The sequence below is a fragment of the Litoreibacter arenae DSM 19593 genome, from assembly GCF_000442275.2.
Lineage (GTDB): Bacteria > Pseudomonadota > Alphaproteobacteria > Rhodobacterales > Rhodobacteraceae > Litoreibacter > Litoreibacter arenae.
On record NZ_KE557310.1, the window covers coordinates 56,625 to 74,527 of the forward strand.

Consider the following 17,903-nt stretch of genomic DNA (forward strand, 5'->3'; position numbering starts at 1 on the left):
CCGCTTCTTTGGCGTGAAACCCGCCGATGCGGCCCCCAATCGGACATACCCCCTGTTGACAAGCCTTACCCTGCGACCACATGTAACCGCTCATTGAAGCAGTGGTCTAAGGAGAGGCAGATATGCCCGTAGTTGTCGTCGAGTCGCCCGCCAAGGCCAAGACAATCAACAAATATCTCGGCCCCGACTACACGGTGCTTGCCTCCTACGGCCACGTCCGCGACCTGCCGCCAAAAGACGGCTCGGTCGATCCGGACAACGACTTCGACATGCTTTGGGAGGTCGCCAGCGACTCCAAGAAACACGTCAAAGCCATCGCGGACGCCCTGAAAGAAGACAACAACCTGATCCTCGCGACCGACCCCGACCGCGAGGGCGAAGCCATCTCGTGGCATCTTGAGGAAGCCCTGCGCCTGCGCAAGGCGATCAAGAAGGACACGCCAGTCAGCCGCGTCGTGTTTAACGCCATCACCAAATCCGCCGTGACCGAGGCGATGAAAAACCCGCGCAAGGTAGACCAGCCTTTGGTGGACGCCTATCTGGCCCGCCGCGCGCTGGACTATCTGGTGGGGTTCAAACTGTCGCCCGTGCTGTGGCGCCGCCTGCCCGGTGCGAAATCCGCTGGCCGTGTGCAATCGGTCTGCCTGCGTTTGATCGTCGACCGCGAGATGGAGATCGAGAAATTCAAGGCGCAGGAATACTGGACCGTGAAGGCGATGCTCGCCAATTCGCGCGGTCAGGAATATGAGGCGCGTCTGACCACTTTGGCGGGCAAGAAGCTCGACAAGTTCGACATCGCCAATGACACCGCTGCCGAGCTTGCCGTGTCTGCGGTCAATTCGCGCGATCTGAAGGTCACCAGCGTCGAGGCGAAGCCCGGCTCCCGCAACCCGTCCGCTCCGTTCATGACCTCCACCTTGCAGCAGGAAGCCAGCCGCAAGTTCGGCATGGGCGCACGTCAAACGATGAGCGCCGCGCAACGCCTCTATGAGGCAGGCTACATCACTTATATGCGGACCGACGGGATCGACATGGCCCCCGAGGCGGTCCATGCCGCGCGTGACGCGATCAAGGACAAGTTCGGCGACAAATACGTCCCTGCCGAGCCGCGCATGTATAAAAACAAGGCCAAGAACGCCCAAGAGGCCCACGAATGTATCCGCCCGACTGACTTGGCGGCGGACACTGAAAGCCTCAAGATCATGGATGGCGACCAGCGCAAGCTCTATGACCTGATCTACAAGCGCACCATCGCGTCGCAAATGGCGGCAGCGAAGCTGGAGCGGACAACCGTTATCATCGGCTCCGCCGACGGTCAGGTAGAGTTGCGCGCATCCGGTCAGGTGATGATGTTCGACGGCTTCCTGAAGGTCTACGAGGAAGGCCGCGACGACGCCGTGATCGACGATGACGACAAGTCCCTGCCCCAGATCAATCAGGGCGAGGCAGCCCCTAAGAAGTCCGTTACGCCGGAACAGCACTTCACCCAGCCGCCCCCCCGCTACACCGAGGCGACCTTGGTCAAGCGCATGGAAGAGTTGGGCATCGGTCGACCCTCCACCTACGCATCCATCGTTACGACGATTCAGGACCGCGACTATGTCCGCAAGGAAAAGAACCGCCTGATCCCCGAAGACAAGGGACGGTTGGTGACGGTGTTCCTGTCCAACTTCTTCTCGCGCTATGTGGAATACGATTTCACCGCAGCACTTGAGGAGGAACTCGACGACGTCTCCGCAGGCGAACGGGATTACAAGAACGTGCTGTCGCGCTTCTGGCGCGACTTCTCGGTCGCGATTTCCGAGGCGCTGGACCTGTCGATCACCGAAGTGCTGGAAAAGCTCAACGAGGTGTTGGCACCGCATATCTTCCCCCCCACCGAAGATGGCACCGACCCGCGCCTTTGCCCCAATTGCGGCGAGGGTCGCCTGTCCATGCGCACCGCCCGCTCCGGCGGGGCGTTTATCGGCTGCTCCAACTATCCCGAATGCAAGTACACCCGCCCCTTCGGCCCGCCCGATCCGGAAGCGGAGGCCAGCGCTATCCCGCCCGAAGGCAAACTGCTGGGTGAGGACGAGGGCGACAAAATCTGGGTCCACAAAGGCCGTTTCGGCCCGTACGTGCAGCGGGGCGAAGTCACCGATGACAACAAGAAGCCGCCGCGCCAGTCGATCCCCAAGGAATGGCCCGCAGAGGACATCGACCTGCCGCAAGCCTTGCGCCTGCTGTCGCTGCCCCGCCTGATCGGCCCCCACCCCGAGGATGGCGTCAACGTCTGGGCCAACATCGGCCGCTATGGGCCCTACATCAAACACGCGGACACGACCTCGAACCGGGGCGGCACGAATGCCAATCTGGAAAGCCTTGAAGAGGTGTTCGACGTGGGCATGAACCGCGCCGTGCAGTTGCTGGCCGAAAAGGTCGCCTCTCGCGGCGGTCGCGGTGCGGCGGCGAAAACCTTGCGCGATCTGGGCGAGCATCCCGACGAGGGCGGCGCGATCTCCATCATGGAAGGCAAATACGGCCCCTACGTGAAATGGGAAAAGGTCAACGCCACCATCCCGAAAGACGTCTCGCCGGATGATCTGACCGTGGATCAGGCGGTTCAGTTGATCGTCGAGAAACAGTCCAAAGGTGGCAAGAAACGCAAGGCGCCAGCCAAGAAGAAAGCGCCCGCGAAGAAGAAGGCCGCCAAGAAGTGATCAAGGGGCTGCTGGTCTTGCTGGCGGTGTTCTGCCTGCTGATCGCGTTGCTGGTCTGGGCGAAGTCACGCCCGGCCCCGCAGGCCTCCGCCGCGCTGCCTGTCTTGAATTTCCCGCTGTCCTGCCCGACATAAGGTCCAACTCGGAAAGGGCCACGTTTCATGCCAAAACCAAATCAAGCCGCACTCGACTTTCTTCTGACCCGTCGGTCCCGCCCGCATAAAACGCTCACATACCCCGCCCCCGACCGCGACACGCTCGTGACCCTGCTGACCGCTGCCGCACGCACGCCGGATCATGGCAAGCTGGAGCCTTGGCGCTTCATCGTGCTGCAAGACAGCGCCCTGCCCCGCCTCGCGGCCTTGTCCCGCACCCGCGGCGCGGAGTTGGGATACGACGCGGACAGCATCGAGAAAATCGCCGCCATGTTCGAAAACGCGCCACTTTCCGTGGCTGTGGTCGCGTCACCTCAACCCTCCGAGAAAATTCCCGAAATCGAGCAGACGCTCAGCGCCGGTGCAGTCTGCCTTGCCCTGCTCAACGCGGCACTTGCCGCCGGATGGGGCGCGAACTGGCTCACCGGTTGGACTGCGTTCGACCGCACATTCCTGAGCGAAGGTTTGGGAATAGAGCCTCCGGAATATGTCGCGGGCTTCATTCACCTCGGAACCGAGACCTCCACGCCGCCAGACCGACCGCGCCCCGACCTCGACGCGAAAACAACGTGGCTCACCGCATGATCTTTACCGACTTTTTCAAAGCCCTCGGCCAAATTGGCGATGGCCGCTTTCTGAAGGTCTTGCTGGGCGGCGTTGGCCTGACCATCGCGCTGCTATTCGCCTTCACGGTCGCCTTTGCGTGGACCGTCGGCTTCGTCGTGCCCGACACGTTCACCTTGCCGTGGATCGGCGAGATCACATGGATCGACAACGTCCTGTCATGGGCGGTGGTGCCGGTCATGATTGTAGCGTCCGTGTTCCTAATGGTTCCCGTCGCCTCGGCCTTCACAGGGCTGTTCCTCGATCAGGTGGTCGACGCCGTGGAGGCAGAGCACTACCCTCAAGAGCCCGCCGTCTCGCCCCTGCCCCTTAGCGAATCCATCGCCGAGAGCGCCAAGTTTCTGGGCGTGATCGTGGCCGTCAACGCAGTCGCGCTGGTTCTGTACATGATCTTCCCGCCCTTCGCCCCGCTCATCTTCTGGGGCGTGAACGGCCTGCTGCTGGGTCGGGAATACGCGATGCTCGTGGCGCAACGCAGGCTGGGCGTGGTTGGGGCGCGCGAGTTCCTGAAACGCAATCGTGCGCAAATCTGGATGGCGGGGACGCTCATGGCAATCCCGCTGACCATCCCCTTCGTCAACCTGCTGATCCCGATCCTGGGCGTCGCCAGCTTCACGCATCTGTATCACCGGCTGGCCCGCTAGATTGCCTAGCTGTCTGGCCCGAACCGTTTGTAGAGGTTCATTGTGTCGGCGTTGATGTAGCCATAGATAATGCCAAGGCAAAGCGGCACCCAGATCACGAAGGCGATCAGGGTGGTGATTAGAAACTTGCGCTTCATCCGCGCGTTGGCCGGGGCTGAACTCGGTGTGCCGGGGGAAACCTCCCCCATTTCACCTTGGCTCGGCGTGCCGAAAGGTAGCACGCAAAACAGCACCAGAAACCACGTCACAGCAAACACCACGATGGCAGAGGTCAGGGCCATCAGGCTTGCTCCAGCTCAACCAGCGTGCCGGTGAAGTCTTTTGGATGCAGGAACAGCACAGGTTTGCCATGCGCGCCGATCTTCGGCTCGCCGGTGCCCAAAACGCGGGCACCGCTGTCTTTCAGCCGGTCGCGGGCTTCGATGATGTCATCCACCTCGTAGCAAATATGATGGATGCCACCCGACGGGTTCTTGTCCAGAAACCCCTGAATGGGGCTGTTTTCACCCAGCGGGTGCAAAAGCTCGATCTTGGTGTTCGGCAGCTCGATAAAGACCACTGTCACGCCGTGATCCGGCTCGTCCTGCGGCGCACCTACATTTGCGCCCAAAGTATCGCGATACTGCGCGCAGGCGGCGTCAAGATCAGGCACCGCAATCGCTACGTGGTTCAATCTGCCGATCATTGGTCTCTCCATTGGGTCAGGCGTCTGGTGACGCGGTTATGGCTGGGTGATTGGGCCACCGCAAGCGCCCAAACTGCGTAAAAACAGCGCTGTTCACCTTCTGTTAGGCATCGGTAGGCAAGCATGACCATGTACAACGACTCACCCCTCTAGCTGCCGGAGGCCCCCAAATGCCTGAAGACCTAGGATATCTGACACTTACGACTCATGCGACTGCGCTGCGCCCGCTGCTGGGGCTGACGGTGCTTGTGGTGGAAGACAGCCGATTTGCATCCGAGGCCATCCGGCTCTTGTGTATCAGGTCGGGGGCGCGCATTCGCCGGGCAGACAGCCTGACCGCCGCGCACAGGCACCTGCAAGTTTACCGCCCGTCCGTTGTGGTCGTGGACCTAGGGCTGCCCGACGGCTCCGGCGTGGACCTGATCGCGGAACTGGCGAGCGAGACAGGCCCCGCGCGGCCCGTCCTGATCGCCACCAGCGGCGCGGATGGCGATGGCCTTGCGCAAGCCGCGCTGGCTGCGGGGGCTGACGAATTTCTGGCAAAGCCGATCTGCTCGGTCTGCGCCTTCCAGCAGACCATTCTCAAGTTCCTGCCCGAAGACATGCGCCCCATGGGACCACGTCGCCTCAATGAGGAAACCGTGTCGCCGGACCGCATCGCCCTGACCGAGGATTTGTCACATATCGACGAGCTGTTGCGCAGCGGACTCGACGCTTTGCCGTATGTCGCGCCGTTTCTTCAAGGGCTGGCACGGCTTGCCGGTGATCCCGAACTTGAAACGGTCTCACGCAAGCTGACGAAGGCGCACATGTCTGGCGAGGGTCGACGCGACGCAATCCTAGCCACGCGGGCCGTCATTCAAACACGGCTGGATGTGCGCGAGCTGGTCTAAAGCGCCGGATCTCTGGACACACGAACGGGTGCGGTCAGATCGCCCAGCCGCGACAACTGCTTGCCCTCGGCGTCAAAATTCGACGGCGATAGCCACGTCCCGAACGCCTCTTTCAAGGCAGGCCATTCCGCGTCGATGCAGGCAAACCAGGCAGTGTCGCGGTTGCGCTCTTTTACGACCGCCGCCTGCCGGAATACGCCCTCAAAGCTGAAGCCATAGCGTTCGGCGGCACGGCGCGAGGCGATGTTCGCAGCATTGCACTTCCACTCAAAGCGCCGGTAACCGGCCTCGAACGCCCACTTCATCATCAGAAATATTGCCTCTGTCGCAGCGGCACTGCGCTGAAGCTCTGGCGAAAAGCAGATGTGTCCGAGCTCGATCGACCCCGCCTCCGGCGAGATTCTCAAGTAACTTGCGACCCCGCTGGCCCGCCCCGTCGACACAGCCCTGACGGCGTAGAAGAACGGGTCGTCGCCCTCTGCGACATCACGCACCCAAGCTTCGTAGTCTCCGGCGGATGCAAAAGGCCCGTAGGGCATGTAATCCCAGACGCCATCATCCGCCGAATTTGCGCGATGCAAGTCCACGGCATGGCGGTCAGGTGTCAATCGCTCAAGCCTGACATATTGCCCTTCCAGCACGGCGGCGTCTGGCCGCGAAGGTGGCTTCCAGTCCTGAACAATATCTTGGTTCGCGTCTTTCATGACGGCAGGCCCTTCCCGGCTAGCATCGCAAACGATTTCAGGCCAGAAGGCCCGGATCACCTGCCATCTGTAGCCCCGGAAACACTATTGTTTGAAGAGTGCCAGCGTCCAGCCCATACATCCCGTGCATGAGCCACGCGATGTAGGATCGAACATCCGATGTGGGCATCAGGTCGCGCCGCGCGTAGAGCGCCGCCTCGTCCAGCCCGGGCCAATCGCCATAGATGCGGCCGCCGCGGATGGCGCCGCCTGCCAGTATCATCGCCCCTCCGGTCCCGTGATCCGTGCCGCGCGTCCCGTTTTCCCGCGCCGTCCTGCCGAACTCCGTGACCGCCACCACCGCCGTCTTGTCCCAGCGGGCACCAAGCCTGTCCTTCAACGTCAGAAGCGCGTCCTGCAAGTTGCCCAGCGCTCTGGATATCCCGCGCGTCTGAGCGCTGTGGGTGTCCCAACCCCCAAGCGAGAACGCGGCAATACGGGCATCCTCATTCAACCGCCGCGCGGCGAAATCGGCCAGGACCGAAGCCTCCCCCGCCTGCTGCGCCACCTTCAGCGCCGCCCGCATATCCCGCCCCGACATGCCGAAGCTGTCGTCGCTCGCCAACCCCAGACTTTCCGCAATGGCAATCGCATCGTGGCTCGTTTCCTGAAACAGCGGATCGTCATGATAAATCTGTTCAAGCAGCAACCGCGCCTGCGGCGACATATCCAGCCGCGCCTCCGGCGACCAACTCGACACCGGTGCGCGGCCCGACACCAGTTTCATTTCGGACCGCCCGATTGCAAACGCGGTCTCGGACCCGGCACCAGGCAGCACTTGCAGCATCCGGTTCAGCCAGCCGTCGCGCATCTGCGTGCTGTCCACATCCATGCCCGTCCCCGCCTCCAGCAGGTCTTGCCCGTCGAAATGGCTGCGCTTGTCGCGGTAGGGCGTCGACACCGCATGCGCGACGGCCAAGTCTTGCTGCTGCCAAAGCGGCATCAACCCCGCCAAGGCCGGATGCAGCGCGAAAAACCCGTCAAGGTCGGTGCCGGAATTGTCCAACTCCATGCCCAAACCCGGCCGGTACTGCCGCAAAAGCGGATCGCCCACGGGCCGCACCGCATCAAGCCCATCCATCGCCCCGCGCAGGATGATGACCACCAGCCTGTTATCCCCCGGCGCTTGCGCGAAGGTCATCGGCGTCATCAAAGGGCTTGCCGCCGCCGAGCATCCGAGGGCCGACGCACGCAGCAAAAACCCGCGGCGGGATATAGGGTCGGCCATCGCTATCTCCTCTGAAACGCGGGCGAGGCAAGGATCAGCCCCACGCCCTCCCGCCGCGTCTCTGCGGCACTTGCGGCAAATCTGGTCTTCTCGTCAGCCACACTGCCCAGCGCCAATTCGACAAAGTCGCGCGGGTCCGGCAAGCTGCGGAAGACAGCCGACGGCGCCGCCATCGCCCACTGGATACGTGCCGCCAATCCTTGCGGCGTCACCCACGCCTCTGCCTCCTCGGGCCACCCATCCGGCCCGCCTGGCCTGAGCCATTGCTGTCCCATCCCGGCCATCGGCGCGAACACATAGGCACGGCGTTTCGAGCGGTTGAGCTTGTGCAGGGTCGCGGGCGGCACCTGCAAAACCCGCATCGCCGACGTGATGTAATCCACCGGCTGCTTGACCTTCTGCCCGAAGCTATCCCACGCAAACGGAAGGCGCAGCATCGCCTCATAGACCGCCGCCAACTCGCCCCCCGTCGCCGTATAGGCGTCCGCCATCGCCGCAACCATGCCATCGTCCGGCGCGTCCGAGGTGAAATGCACCGCCAGTTTGCGTGCGATATGCCGCACCGTGTCAGGATGCAGCGCCACGTCGTCCAGAAACGCCATAACGTCATCCACCGCAGGCGCACCGCCGCCGTAACTTTGCCCAAGCACCGTTTCAGCCCCCGGCTCCACGATTCTGGGCCGGAAGACAAAGCCGCTGCCAAGCTCGGTGCCCATCCCCGTCAGCAATTCCGCCAACTGGCGCACATCGCCTTGCGTGTAGGCACCGTCAACGCCCAGCGTGTGCAACTCCAGCAACTCGCGGGCAAGGTTTTCGTTCAACCCCCGCCTGCCCTTGGCCCCGCGGGAGTTCGGCCCGATAGAGGAGTTCTGGTCCAGATAATCCAGCATCAGTGGGCTGGTCACGACGGCTTTCAGCATGTCGGAAAACCGCCCCGTGATATGCGGCCGGATGCTCTCCTCAATGTAGGACGGCACCGCATTCTGCGTCAGGTTGTTCTTGCCCACGACCGTGAAGTGATCCGCCCAGAAGCGGGTCAGCCGCTCCCGAAAAGGTTGCGTGCTGGTGATGGAACGGGACAAAACCGGCGCCATCATCCCTTCCAGCCGCCTGTTCAGCGCACGCCGCGCTGTCTTGTAGGCCTTGCTCATCTCATCCGCGTTAGGGCCATTGCGGCCACGCCGGTAGGCCTTTTGCAACGCGCGAATATCGGCAAACTCGCCATGTAGCTCTGACAACGGAACGACTGGAAACGCCTGCGCCGCCAGATCCGGCCCCCGAAGCTGCCCCAACACATCCTCTACCGACGCAGGCGGGGCGATGTCCGGCGCAAGACCCTCTCCAAAGCGGATGGCGGCAATGTCGGGCGTGAACGCCATCAGGCGGCTCTTTCCTTAAATGAGTGACCTTAGATTAACGTATCTCTGGGGCAATTCCGTTGAAAAAAGATTGAGAACCCAGCCATGCGGCGCCTTGCCGCCGAAGCAGCCGGAACTTTCACCCGCGCACCTGCGTTTTGCAGCGAACAAACAGGAGCACCCTCATGTCCGACATTTATACCCTGATCAAGAAAGACCACGACCACCACCGCAAGCTGCTCGACCGGATCGAAGACACCACCGGCGCGTCGAAGGACCGCAAAGCCGCATGGGAAGACTTTTATCACGACGTCAAAAGCCACGCCGCCGCCGAGGAAGAGACATTCTATTCCAAGCTCATCTCCAAGACATGGGGGCAGGATGCCGCCCGCCACTCGGTCCACGAGCACCAGCAGCTTGACGACCTGATGGAAGAACTCAACGACATGGATATGTCGCAAGGCGCATGGCTCACCAAGTTCAAAACCCTACGCCACGACTACGAACACCATATCGAAGAGGAAGAAGACGAGGTCTTCACCCGCGCCCGCGAAGTCATCCCGGAGTCGGAGATCAAAGGCTACGGCGACCGGTTCACCTCCCGCAAAGCCGAAGAACGCAAACTGATCGACAAGAAGCGCGAGGACAGTCTGGAGGATTGACCTAGCTGCCGCTGCCGCGTTAAGGATGTTCTCATAAAGTTCCTGCACAAAGCGAAAAATTGTGCGAGTTACTCATTGCAGGAAAGTGCTGGAGGCATCAATATATTGGATATGAGCAGCAATCCATCACAAGACTTACGGGACTTCCTGTCCGGTGACAGTTTCGGCTGCGTCATGGCGGATCCGCCGTGGCGTTTCACCAACCGGACCGGGAAGGTAGCACCTGAGCACAAGCGCCTTGCGCGCTATCCTACTATGACGGTGGAGGACATTTGCGCATTGCCTGTGTCGGATCATTTAATGGATCGTGCACATTGCTACATGTGGGTTCCAAATGCCTTGCTGCCTGAGGGACTGCGCGTATTGAATGCTTGGGGGTTTGAATACAAATCAAACATTATTTGGCATAAGATACGCAAAGATGGCGGCTCAGACGGCCGTGGTGTTGGTTTCTATTTTCGCAATGTGACCGAGATACTTCTTTTTGGGGTACGTGGCAAAAATATCCGCACCCTCGCTCCCGGTCGCCGCCAAGTGAATATGATGCAAACGCGTAAAAGGGAGCATTCCCGAAAACCTGATGAGCAATACGAGCTTATCGAAAGTTGTTCTTGGGGACCGTATTTGGAACTGTTCGGTCGTGGCATCCGTGACGGATGGACAGTGTGGGGAAATCAGGCTGATGCTGATTACAAACCAGATTGGAACACTTACAGCTACAATTCCGGTGTCGCGGCGGAATAATCTTTAACAACGCTCACCGGCAAGCCTATTAACAATAGTGGACACGGGTTGCCGACACCCCTGTTAACACGCGTCACCAACTTATCCCAATGCGTTGTGGCTTGCCCATATTTATCCGATACGAACGACTCGGCAAAAGCTTGGGCGAATGGCATCTGTTTGCTTAATTTGTCGTCAAGCATCTTTCGTTGGCGGGCAGTGCGCTCCTTCATACCCCACTCCTCCAGCTCAGACGTGGAGATAACTCCAGATTGCTCAATCACCCATCGAACAATCTGTGTCATATGATTTTGTAATGATGCGCCGCGCGTAATCAAAATCCCCAGCGAAATAGCGCTTTGCGCATGCAAACGCTGGAAGTTCTCCAAGTCCCGATCAAAAAACGGATCCTTGTTGTTCCACTCGATTTCAAGAGCAAGGACTCCCTCACTGGCGCGATAGACGTGGTCGATTTCATGACTAATCGCCTCACGTTCGACACCATCAACGATGGTCTTGACCACGAACTCGTGTTTGGGCCAACCTTTCTGGTACAATGCGTCACGCAATCGCATTGTAGAAGCGGCCTGCCCCCCACCGCTTCCAACAATTTCTTTGGCCTCTATCGTAAATGCGGCCAAGACTTCAATGATTTGGCTTGCAACCTCTGGATAATCTCCTTGCAGGATCGCCTCGGCATGGTTTTTTGCCAGTACATCAAAACCCTTCGCCCTCAAGCCATCAAACACTAGCCAGCATCCTGCGGAATGACCCGCAAGCCCAGTTCCATCAGCTGATCCGACATCGGTTCGCTTGGAGCGTTCATCATCAAATCCTCGGCGCGTTGGTTCATCGGGAACAGGATCACCTCGCGGATGTTGGCCTCGTCGGCCAGCAGCATCACGATGCGGTCGATCCCCGCAGCACAGCCGCCGTGTGGCGGTGCGCCGTATTTGAACGCGTTGACCATCCCGCCGAAGCGCTTTCGCACTTCCTCTTCGCCGTAGCCCGCCAATTCGAACGCCTTGAACATGATCTCCGGCTTGTGGTTCCGGATCGCGCCCGAGATCAGCTCGTAGCCGTTGCAGGCAAGGTCGTATTGATAGCCCAGCACGTCCAGCGGATCGCCTTGCAGCGCCTCCATGCCACCCTGAGGCATCGAGAACGGGTTATGCGAGAAGTCGATCTTGCCGCTCTCCTCGTCCGCCTCGTACATCGGGAAGTCCACGATCCACGCGAAGGCAAAGCGGTCTTGGTCGGTCAGCCCTAGCTCGTTGCCGATCTCCACCCGCGCACGGCCAGCCACGCCCTCGAACGACGATGGCTTGCCGCCCAAGAAGAACGCCGCGTCACCGACCCCTAGGCCAAGCTGCTGGCGGATCGCTTCAGTGCGCTCGGGGCCGATGTTTTTCGCCAAAGGCCCAGCAGCTTCCATGCCGTCACCCTGATCACGCCAGAAGATATACCCCATCCCCGGCAACCCTTCCTTCTGCGCAAACGCATTCATCCGGTCGCAGAACTTGCGCGACCCGCCGCCGGGCGCAGGGATAGCGCGGATTTCGGTGCCGTCCTGCTCCAATATCTTGGCGAAAATCGCAAAGCCGGAGCCTTTGAAATGCTCGGACACCACCTGCATCTTGATCGGGTTGCGCAGGTCCGGCTTGTCGGTGCCATACCAAAGCGCCGCGTCGCGGTAGCTGATCTGCGGCCAGACCTCGTCCACCTTGCGGCCGCCGCCGAACTCCTCGAACACGCCCTGGATAACCGGCTGGATCGTGTCGAACACGTCCTGCTGCTCCACAAAGCTCATCTCAAGGTCAAGCTGGTAGAAGTCCGTGGGCGAGCGGTCGGCACGCGGGTCTTCGTCACGAAAACACGGGGCGATCTGGAAATACTTGTCAAAGCCCGACACCATCAACAACTGCTTGAACTGCTGCGGGGCTTGCGGCAGGGCGTAGAACTTGCCCGGATGCAGCCGCGACGGCACCAGAAAGTCGCGCGCACCCTCAGGCGAGGACGCGGTAATGATCGGCGTCTGGAATTCCTTGAAATCCAGATCCCACATCCGCTTGCGCATCGACGCCACCACGTCGGAGCGCAGGATCATGTTGCGCTGCAATTTCTCGCGGCGCAGGTCGAGAAAGCGGTATTTCAGCCGCGTCTCTTCGGGGTATTCCTGATCGCCGAACACCATCAACGGCAACTCGTCCGACGCGCCCAGAACTTCGATGTCACGGATAAACACCTCGATCTCGCCCGTGGGCAGCTTGGGGTTCACCAGTTCCGGCGCGCGGGCCATGACGTTGCCGTCGATGCGGATGCACCATTCCGACCGCACCTTCTCGACCTCCTTGAACACGGGGCTGTCGGGGTCGGCCAGCACTTGGGTGATCCCGTAATGGTCGCGCAGGTCGATGAACAGGATGCCGCCGTGGTCGCGGACCCGATGCACCCAGCCCGACAGGCGAACGTTGTCGCCGACATTGGCGGCGGTCAGGTCGGCACAGGTGTGGCTGCGGTAAGCGTGCATGATATGGGGCCCTCTTCGGCGTAAATCTGTATCGGCCCGATACACATGCCCGCGCCTGTAAAGTCAAGCAAACGGGATGCAAATTTCCTGCGTGAGTCTGATTATTGACAAGCGCACGGGAATCCGGCCCTTTGCGCGCTGATACGCCGACGGCACTCGGCAAACCCTACGTCACGGAAAGCAATATCTATGTGGGAACGACTTCTCGGCACACTGCTGAGGCAGCTCATCAAGGACGGTGACCTGACGGTCCACCTCAACTCCGGCGGCACCATCAAGGCAGGCAACGGCGCGGCCCCGCATGTCACGGTGCGCTTCCACGACGACGCCCTCCCCGGCAAGCTGATCCGCAACCCCGAACTCGCCATGGGCAAGGCCTATATGGACGAAACCCTGACCATCGACGGCGACGACGTGCGCGGGTTGCTGACGCTGGTGGTGCGCAATTTCCAGGGCGGAAATCTGCCATGGACCCAGACACTTGCCCGAAACCTGCGCATCGCCAAGCGCAAATGGGACCAGTGGATTCCCCACTCCAAAGCCAAACAAAACGCGGAGCACCACTACGATATCTCGACCGCGTTCTATTACCTGTTTCTCGACGAGGACAAACAATACACCTGCGCCTATTTTAAAGATCCCGCCTTCACGCTGGAGGAAGCGCAGGCCGCCAAAAAGGCGCATCTGGCGGGCAAATTGCTGATCAAACCGGGGATGAAAATCCTCGATATCGGCTCCGGCTGGGGCGGGTTGGCGATCACGCTGGCGAAGGATTACGGTGCGCAAGTTGTGGGCGTCACCCTGTCCGACGAGCAGCGCAAAGCGGCGACGAAACGCGCCGAAGAGGCCGGCGTTTCCCATCTGGTGGAGTTCCGGCTGCAAGATTACCGCGACGTCACCGAGAAATTCGACCGCATCGTGTCCGTCGGTATGCTGGAGCATGTCGGCCAGCCGCAATACCCGACCTATTTCCGCCAGATCGAGCAGAACCTGAAAGAAGACGGCGTCGCCCTGATCCACTTCATCGGGCGCACCGGCCCTCCGGGCAACCTGTCGCCATGGTTTCAGAAATACATCTTCCCCAGCGGCTACACCCCGTCGCTGTCCGAGGTCGTGAGCGTCGTCGAAAAGACCAAGCTGGAGGCGGCCGACATCGAAGTCTGGCGCACCCACTATGACCGCACGCTCTACGAATGGCTGATCCGCTTCGAAGACCGCTTGGACGAGGTCCGCGCCATGGGCTATGACGAGCGTTTCATCCGCATGTGGCGCTACTACCTGATCGCGTCGGAACTGAGCCTATCAGACATGCCGCATGTGCTCTACCATGTGCAGCTGCACAAGCATCAGACAACGGTGCCCATCACCCGCGACTACCTCTATGTCGACGGCGCACCGGAGCCGCATTCGTCGTTCCCCGAAGGCTTTGTGCCGAAGAAGTAGCACGCTACGAGCGCACCAGACTTTCCTCGAAAGTCTGGTGCCAATTTCTCTGGGAGAAATTGCCCCACGCCAACCCTGTGTTGCGCTGCCCCGCCGTCACAGGCAAAGAATCTCAAATCCCTTCCCCACATGCCCTTGCGCCCCCTCACGCGACTCCTTACACCCACGATAATTTGCGCAATCTGGGGACGTGGACATGCCGAAAAGAACCGATATCAAATCCATCATGATCATCGGCGCGGGCCCCATCGTCATCGGGCAGGCCTGCGAATTCGACTATTCCGGCGCCCAGGCCTGCAAGGCCCTACGCGAGGAAGGCTACCGCGTCATTCTGGTTAACTCGAACCCCGCCACCATCATGACCGACCCCGACATGGCCGACGCGACCTATATCGAGCCGATCACCCCAGAGGTCGTCGCCAAGATCATCGAGAAGGAACGCCCCGACGCATTGCTGCCCACCATGGGCGGGCAAACCGGCCTCAACACGTCTCTGGCGCTGGAAGAAATGGGCGTTCTGGCGAAATACAATGTCGAGATGATCGGCGCCAAGCGCGAGGCTATTGAGATGGCCGAGGACCGCAAGCTGTTCCGCGAAGCTATGGACCGCCTTGGCCTGGAAAACCCCAAAGCCACCATCGCCAACACCATGCAGGAATGTATGGACGCGATTGAATATGTGGGCCTCCCCGCCATTATCCGCCCCGCCTACACCCTTGGCGGCACCGGCGGCGGCGTGGCCTATAACCGCGCCGACTATGAACACTACTGCAAATCCGGCCTCGATGCGTCGCCCGTCAACCAGATCCTGATCGACGAGTCGCTTCTGGGCTGGAAGGAATACGAGATGGAGGTCGTGCGCGACCGCGCCGACAACGCCATCATCGTCTGCGCCATCGAAAACGTGGACCCGATGGGCGTCCATACCGGCGACAGCATCACCGTGGCCCCCGCCCTGACGCTGACCGACAAGGAATATCAGGCGATGCGCAACGCCTCCATTGCGGTGCTGCGGGAAATCGGCGTCGAGACCGGCGGCTCCAACGTGCAATGGGCCGTGAACCCCGCCGATGGCCGCATGGTGGTGATCGAGATGAACCCCCGCGTGTCGCGCTCCTCCGCGCTGGCCTCCAAGGCCACCGGCTTCCCGATCGCCAAGATCGCGGCCAAGTTGGCGGTAGGCTATACGTTGGACGAGTTGGACAACGACATCACCAAGGTCACCCCCGCCAGCTTCGAGCCGACCATCGACTATGTCGTCACCAAAATCCCGCGCTTCGCCTTCGAGAAGTTCCCCGGATCGGAGCCGCACCTGACCACCGCGATGAAATCCGTGGGCGAGGTCATGGCCATCGGCCGCACCATCCACGAGTCGCTGCAAAAGGCACTGGCGTCGATGGAAACCGGCCTGACCGGCTTTGACGAGGTCAAAATCGAAGGCATGCCCGCCCCCGATCAGGAAGAACGCCGCGACGGCGTCCTCTACGGTAAAACCGCGCTGGCCCAGCAGGCCATCGACAAGGCCATGACCCGCGAGCTGGCCCGCCAGACCCCCGACCGCATCCGCGTCATCGCCCACGCCATGCGCTACGGGTTCTCGGATGACGAGATCAACCAGATCACCGCCTACGATCCCTGGTTCCTCGCCCGTATCCGCGAGATCATCGAGGCCGAGGCCACCATCCGCAAGGACAGCCTGCCCATGCGAGAGGACGGGCTGCGCGCGCTCAAAATGCTGGGCTTCTCCGACGCCCGCTTAGCCAAGTTGACCGGCCGCGATGAGCGGGACGTCCGCAAAGCCCGCCAGAACCTCGGCGTCACCGCCGTGTTCAAGCGCATCGACACCTGCGCCGCCGAGTTCGAGGCGCAGACCCCCTACATGTATTCCACCTACGAATCCCCGATGATGGGCGAGGTCGAATGCGAGGCCCGCCCCTCCAATGCCAAAAAGGTGGTCATCCTCGGCGGCGGCCCCAACCGTATCGGTCAGGGGATCGAGTTCGACTATTGCTGCGTCCACGCCTGCTACGCGCTGACCGCGCAGGGCTACGAGACCATCATGATCAACTGCAACCCCGAGACGGTCTCCACCGATTACGACACCTCCGACCGCCTCTATTTCGAGCCGCTCACCTTCGAGCACGTCATGGAAATCCTCCGCGTGGAGCTCGAAAACGGCACCCTCCACGGCGTGATCGTGCAGTTCGGCGGCCAGACCCCGCTGAAAATCGCGCAGGCGCTGGCCGACGAGGGTATCCCGATCCTCGGCACCTCCCCCGACGCGATCGACCTCGCCGAAGACCGCGAGCGCTTCCAGCAGCTGGTGCAAAAACTCGGCCTCAAGCAGCCCCATAACGGCCTCGCCCATTCCGACGAGGAGGCCTTCGAGAAAGCCAAGGAAATCGGCTTCCCGCTGGTGATCCGCCCCTCCTACGTCCTTGGTGGCCGCGCCATGGAAATCGTGCGCGATCAGGCGCAACTCGAACGCTATATCTCCGAGGCCGTGGTGGTCTCCGGCGACAGCCCCGTGCTACTCGACAGCTACCTGTCCCGTGCGATCGAAATCGACGTCGACGCGCTGTGTGACGGCGAAACCGTCCACGTCGCAGGCATCATGCAGCATATCGAGGAGGCCGGCGTGCATTCCGGCGACAGCGCCTGCTCCCTGCCCCCCTACTCCCTGTCCGACGACATCATCCAGCAGCTCCGCGACCAGACCAAGGCGCTCGGGCTGGCGCTCAACGTGGTCGGCCTGATGAACGTGCAGTTCGCCATCAAGGACGACACGATCTACCTGATCGAGGTCAACCCCCGCGCCTCCCGCACGGTGCCGTTCGTGGCCAAGGCCATCGGCTCCCCCATCGCGTCCATCGCGGCGCAGGTCATGGCCGGTGCCAAGCTGGGCGACTTCGACCTGATCGACCCGATCATCGACACGTTCGCGGTGAAAGAGGCCGTCCTCCCCTTCGCCCGCTTCCCCGGCGTCGACACGATCCTCGGCCCCGAAATGCGCTCTACGGGCGAAGTCATGGGCTCCGACAAGACCTTCCACATGGCCTTCCTCAAGGCGCAAATGGGCGCAGGCACCGAGTTGCCGCTGAACGGCAAAGGCAAGGTCTTCATCTCCATCCGCGACGAGGACAAGACCCCCGCCATGCTGGAAGCCGCGCGCGAGCTGTCCGCCCTCGGCCACCCCCTCATCGCCACCCGCGGCACCGCCGCTTGGCTGGTGGGTCAAGGCTTGGCGTGCGAGACGGTCAACAAGGTCTACGAGGGCCGCCCGAACATCGTCGACCAGATGAAAGACGGCCTGATCTCGCTGGTGCTAAACACGACCGAAGGCTCGCAGGCGGTAGAAGACAGCCGCGAAATCCGCTCCATCGCGCTTTATGACAAGATCCCCTACTTCACCACCGCCGCCGCCGCCCACGCCTGTGCGCTGGCGATGAAGGCACGGGTTGAGGGGGAGATTGAGGTCAGGGCGTTGCAGAGTTAGCTGAAATTAGTTTCGGG

At 61.3% G+C, this 17,903-nt stretch carries 16 protein-coding genes; 9 read left to right on the forward strand and 7 right to left on the reverse strand.

The genetic code is table 11. The features are described 5' to 3' along the window. Positions 1 to 122 precede the first annotated feature (122 nt). Genes topA through THALAR_RS07975 form a run of 4 tightly spaced genes read left to right on the forward strand, consistent with a single transcriptional unit; the run spans position 123 to position 4,125 of the window. Positions 123 to 2,702: a type I DNA topoisomerase gene (gene topA / locus THALAR_RS07965; protein WP_021101011.1), complete on the forward strand. Its 2,580-nt coding sequence runs from the start codon at positions 123 to 125 to the stop codon at positions 2,700 to 2,702. Beyond that, the gene (locus THALAR_RS18400) at positions 2,699 to 2,836 is read left to right on the forward strand and encodes a hypothetical protein (protein WP_021101012.1); all 138 of its coding nucleotides are present in this window, start codon (positions 2,699 to 2,701) and stop codon (positions 2,834 to 2,836) included. The genes topA and THALAR_RS18400 overlap by 4 nt, the downstream gene beginning before the upstream one ends. A 27-nt stretch (positions 2,837 to 2,863) precedes the next feature. Continuing rightward, a complete protein-coding gene (locus tag THALAR_RS07970; RefSeq protein ID WP_021101013.1) occupies positions 2,864 to 3,442 on the forward strand; it encodes a nitroreductase family protein in 579 nt (192 codons plus the stop codon). Next, complete coding sequence (locus THALAR_RS07975; protein ID WP_021101014.1) at positions 3,439 to 4,125, forward strand: EI24 domain-containing protein; 687 nt, start codon at positions 3,439 to 3,441, stop codon at positions 4,123 to 4,125. Before THALAR_RS07970 ends, THALAR_RS07975 begins: the two co-directional genes overlap by 4 nt. Positions 4,126 to 4,130: 5 nt before the next feature. On the opposite strand, the gene THALAR_RS07980 is transcribed toward THALAR_RS07975, so the two are convergent. Together THALAR_RS07980 and mce are read right to left on the reverse strand one after the other, a co-directional pair. Further along, a complete protein-coding gene (locus THALAR_RS07980) occupies positions 4,131 to 4,406 on the reverse strand; it encodes a DUF1467 family protein (RefSeq protein WP_021101015.1) in 276 nt (91 codons plus the stop codon). Next, a complete protein-coding gene (mce, locus tag THALAR_RS07985; protein ID WP_021101016.1) occupies positions 4,406 to 4,810 on the reverse strand; it encodes a methylmalonyl-CoA epimerase in 405 nt (134 codons plus the stop codon). Before mce ends, THALAR_RS07980 begins: the two co-directional genes overlap by 1 nt. 170 nt (positions 4,811 to 4,980) lie before the next feature. On the opposite strand from mce, the gene THALAR_RS07990 reads away from it, so the two are divergent. Next, on the forward strand, positions 4,981 to 5,703 hold the full coding sequence (locus tag THALAR_RS07990) for a response regulator (protein ID WP_021101017.1): 723 nt from the start codon (positions 4,981 to 4,983) through the stop codon (positions 5,701 to 5,703). Here the strand turns inward: THALAR_RS07990 and THALAR_RS07995 are convergent. From THALAR_RS07995 to THALAR_RS08005, 3 genes are read right to left on the reverse strand one after another with little or no spacing between them, the layout of a single operon-like run. After that, positions 5,700 to 6,407 (reverse strand): GNAT family N-acetyltransferase, encoded by a 708-nt coding sequence (locus THALAR_RS07995; RefSeq protein WP_021101018.1) that lies wholly within the window; start codon positions 6,405 to 6,407, stop codon positions 5,700 to 5,702. The genes THALAR_RS07990 and THALAR_RS07995 overlap by 4 nt on opposite strands. Positions 6,408 to 6,444: 37 nt before the next feature. After that, positions 6,445 to 7,674, reverse strand: a complete 1,230-nt coding sequence (locus tag THALAR_RS08000; protein WP_021101019.1) for a DUF1501 domain-containing protein — start codon at positions 7,672 to 7,674, stop codon at positions 6,445 to 6,447. Positions 7,675 to 7,676: 2 nt separating this feature from the next. Further along, the gene (locus THALAR_RS08005; RefSeq protein WP_021101020.1) at positions 7,677 to 9,053 is read right to left on the reverse strand and encodes a DUF1800 domain-containing protein; all 1,377 of its coding nucleotides are present in this window, start codon (positions 9,051 to 9,053) and stop codon (positions 7,677 to 7,679) included. 164 nt (positions 9,054 to 9,217) lie between these two features. On the opposite strand from THALAR_RS08005, the gene THALAR_RS08010 reads away from it, so the two are divergent. Both THALAR_RS08010 and THALAR_RS18100 read left to right on the forward strand, forming a co-directional pair. Next, entirely contained in the window at positions 9,218 to 9,694 is a 477-nt protein-coding gene (locus THALAR_RS08010) for a hemerythrin domain-containing protein (protein ID WP_021101021.1), read from the forward strand. Positions 9,695 to 9,805: 111 nt separating this feature from the next. Then, complete coding sequence (locus THALAR_RS18100; protein ID WP_083483429.1) at positions 9,806 to 10,438, forward strand: MT-A70 family methyltransferase; 633 nt, start codon at positions 9,806 to 9,808, stop codon at positions 10,436 to 10,438. On the opposite strand, the gene THALAR_RS08015 is transcribed toward THALAR_RS18100, so the two are convergent. After that, positions 10,411 to 11,166: a BglII/BstYI family type II restriction endonuclease gene (locus tag THALAR_RS08015; protein ID WP_021101023.1), complete on the reverse strand. Its 756-nt coding sequence runs from the start codon at positions 11,164 to 11,166 to the stop codon at positions 10,411 to 10,413. The genes THALAR_RS18100 and THALAR_RS08015 overlap by 28 nt on opposite strands. Then, positions 11,166 to 12,947, reverse strand: coding sequence for an aspartate--tRNA ligase (gene aspS / locus THALAR_RS08020; protein ID WP_021101024.1), 1,782 nt, complete (start codon positions 12,945 to 12,947; stop codon positions 11,166 to 11,168). Before aspS ends, THALAR_RS08015 begins: the two co-directional genes overlap by 1 nt. 189 nt (positions 12,948 to 13,136) lie before the next feature. Between aspS and THALAR_RS08025 the strand changes: the two genes are divergently transcribed. Together THALAR_RS08025 and carB are read left to right on the forward strand one after the other, a co-directional pair. Then, positions 13,137 to 14,390 carry an SAM-dependent methyltransferase gene (locus tag THALAR_RS08025; RefSeq protein ID WP_021101025.1) on the forward strand — a complete coding sequence of 418 codons (1,254 nt, stop codon included), beginning with the start codon at positions 13,137 to 13,139 and terminating at the stop codon, positions 14,388 to 14,390. A gap of 196 nt (positions 14,391 to 14,586) precedes the next feature. Beyond that, positions 14,587 to 17,886, forward strand: a complete 3,300-nt coding sequence (gene carB, locus THALAR_RS08030) for a carbamoyl-phosphate synthase large subunit (protein WP_040818100.1) — start codon at positions 14,587 to 14,589, stop codon at positions 17,884 to 17,886. Positions 17,887 to 17,903 lie beyond the last annotated feature (17 nt).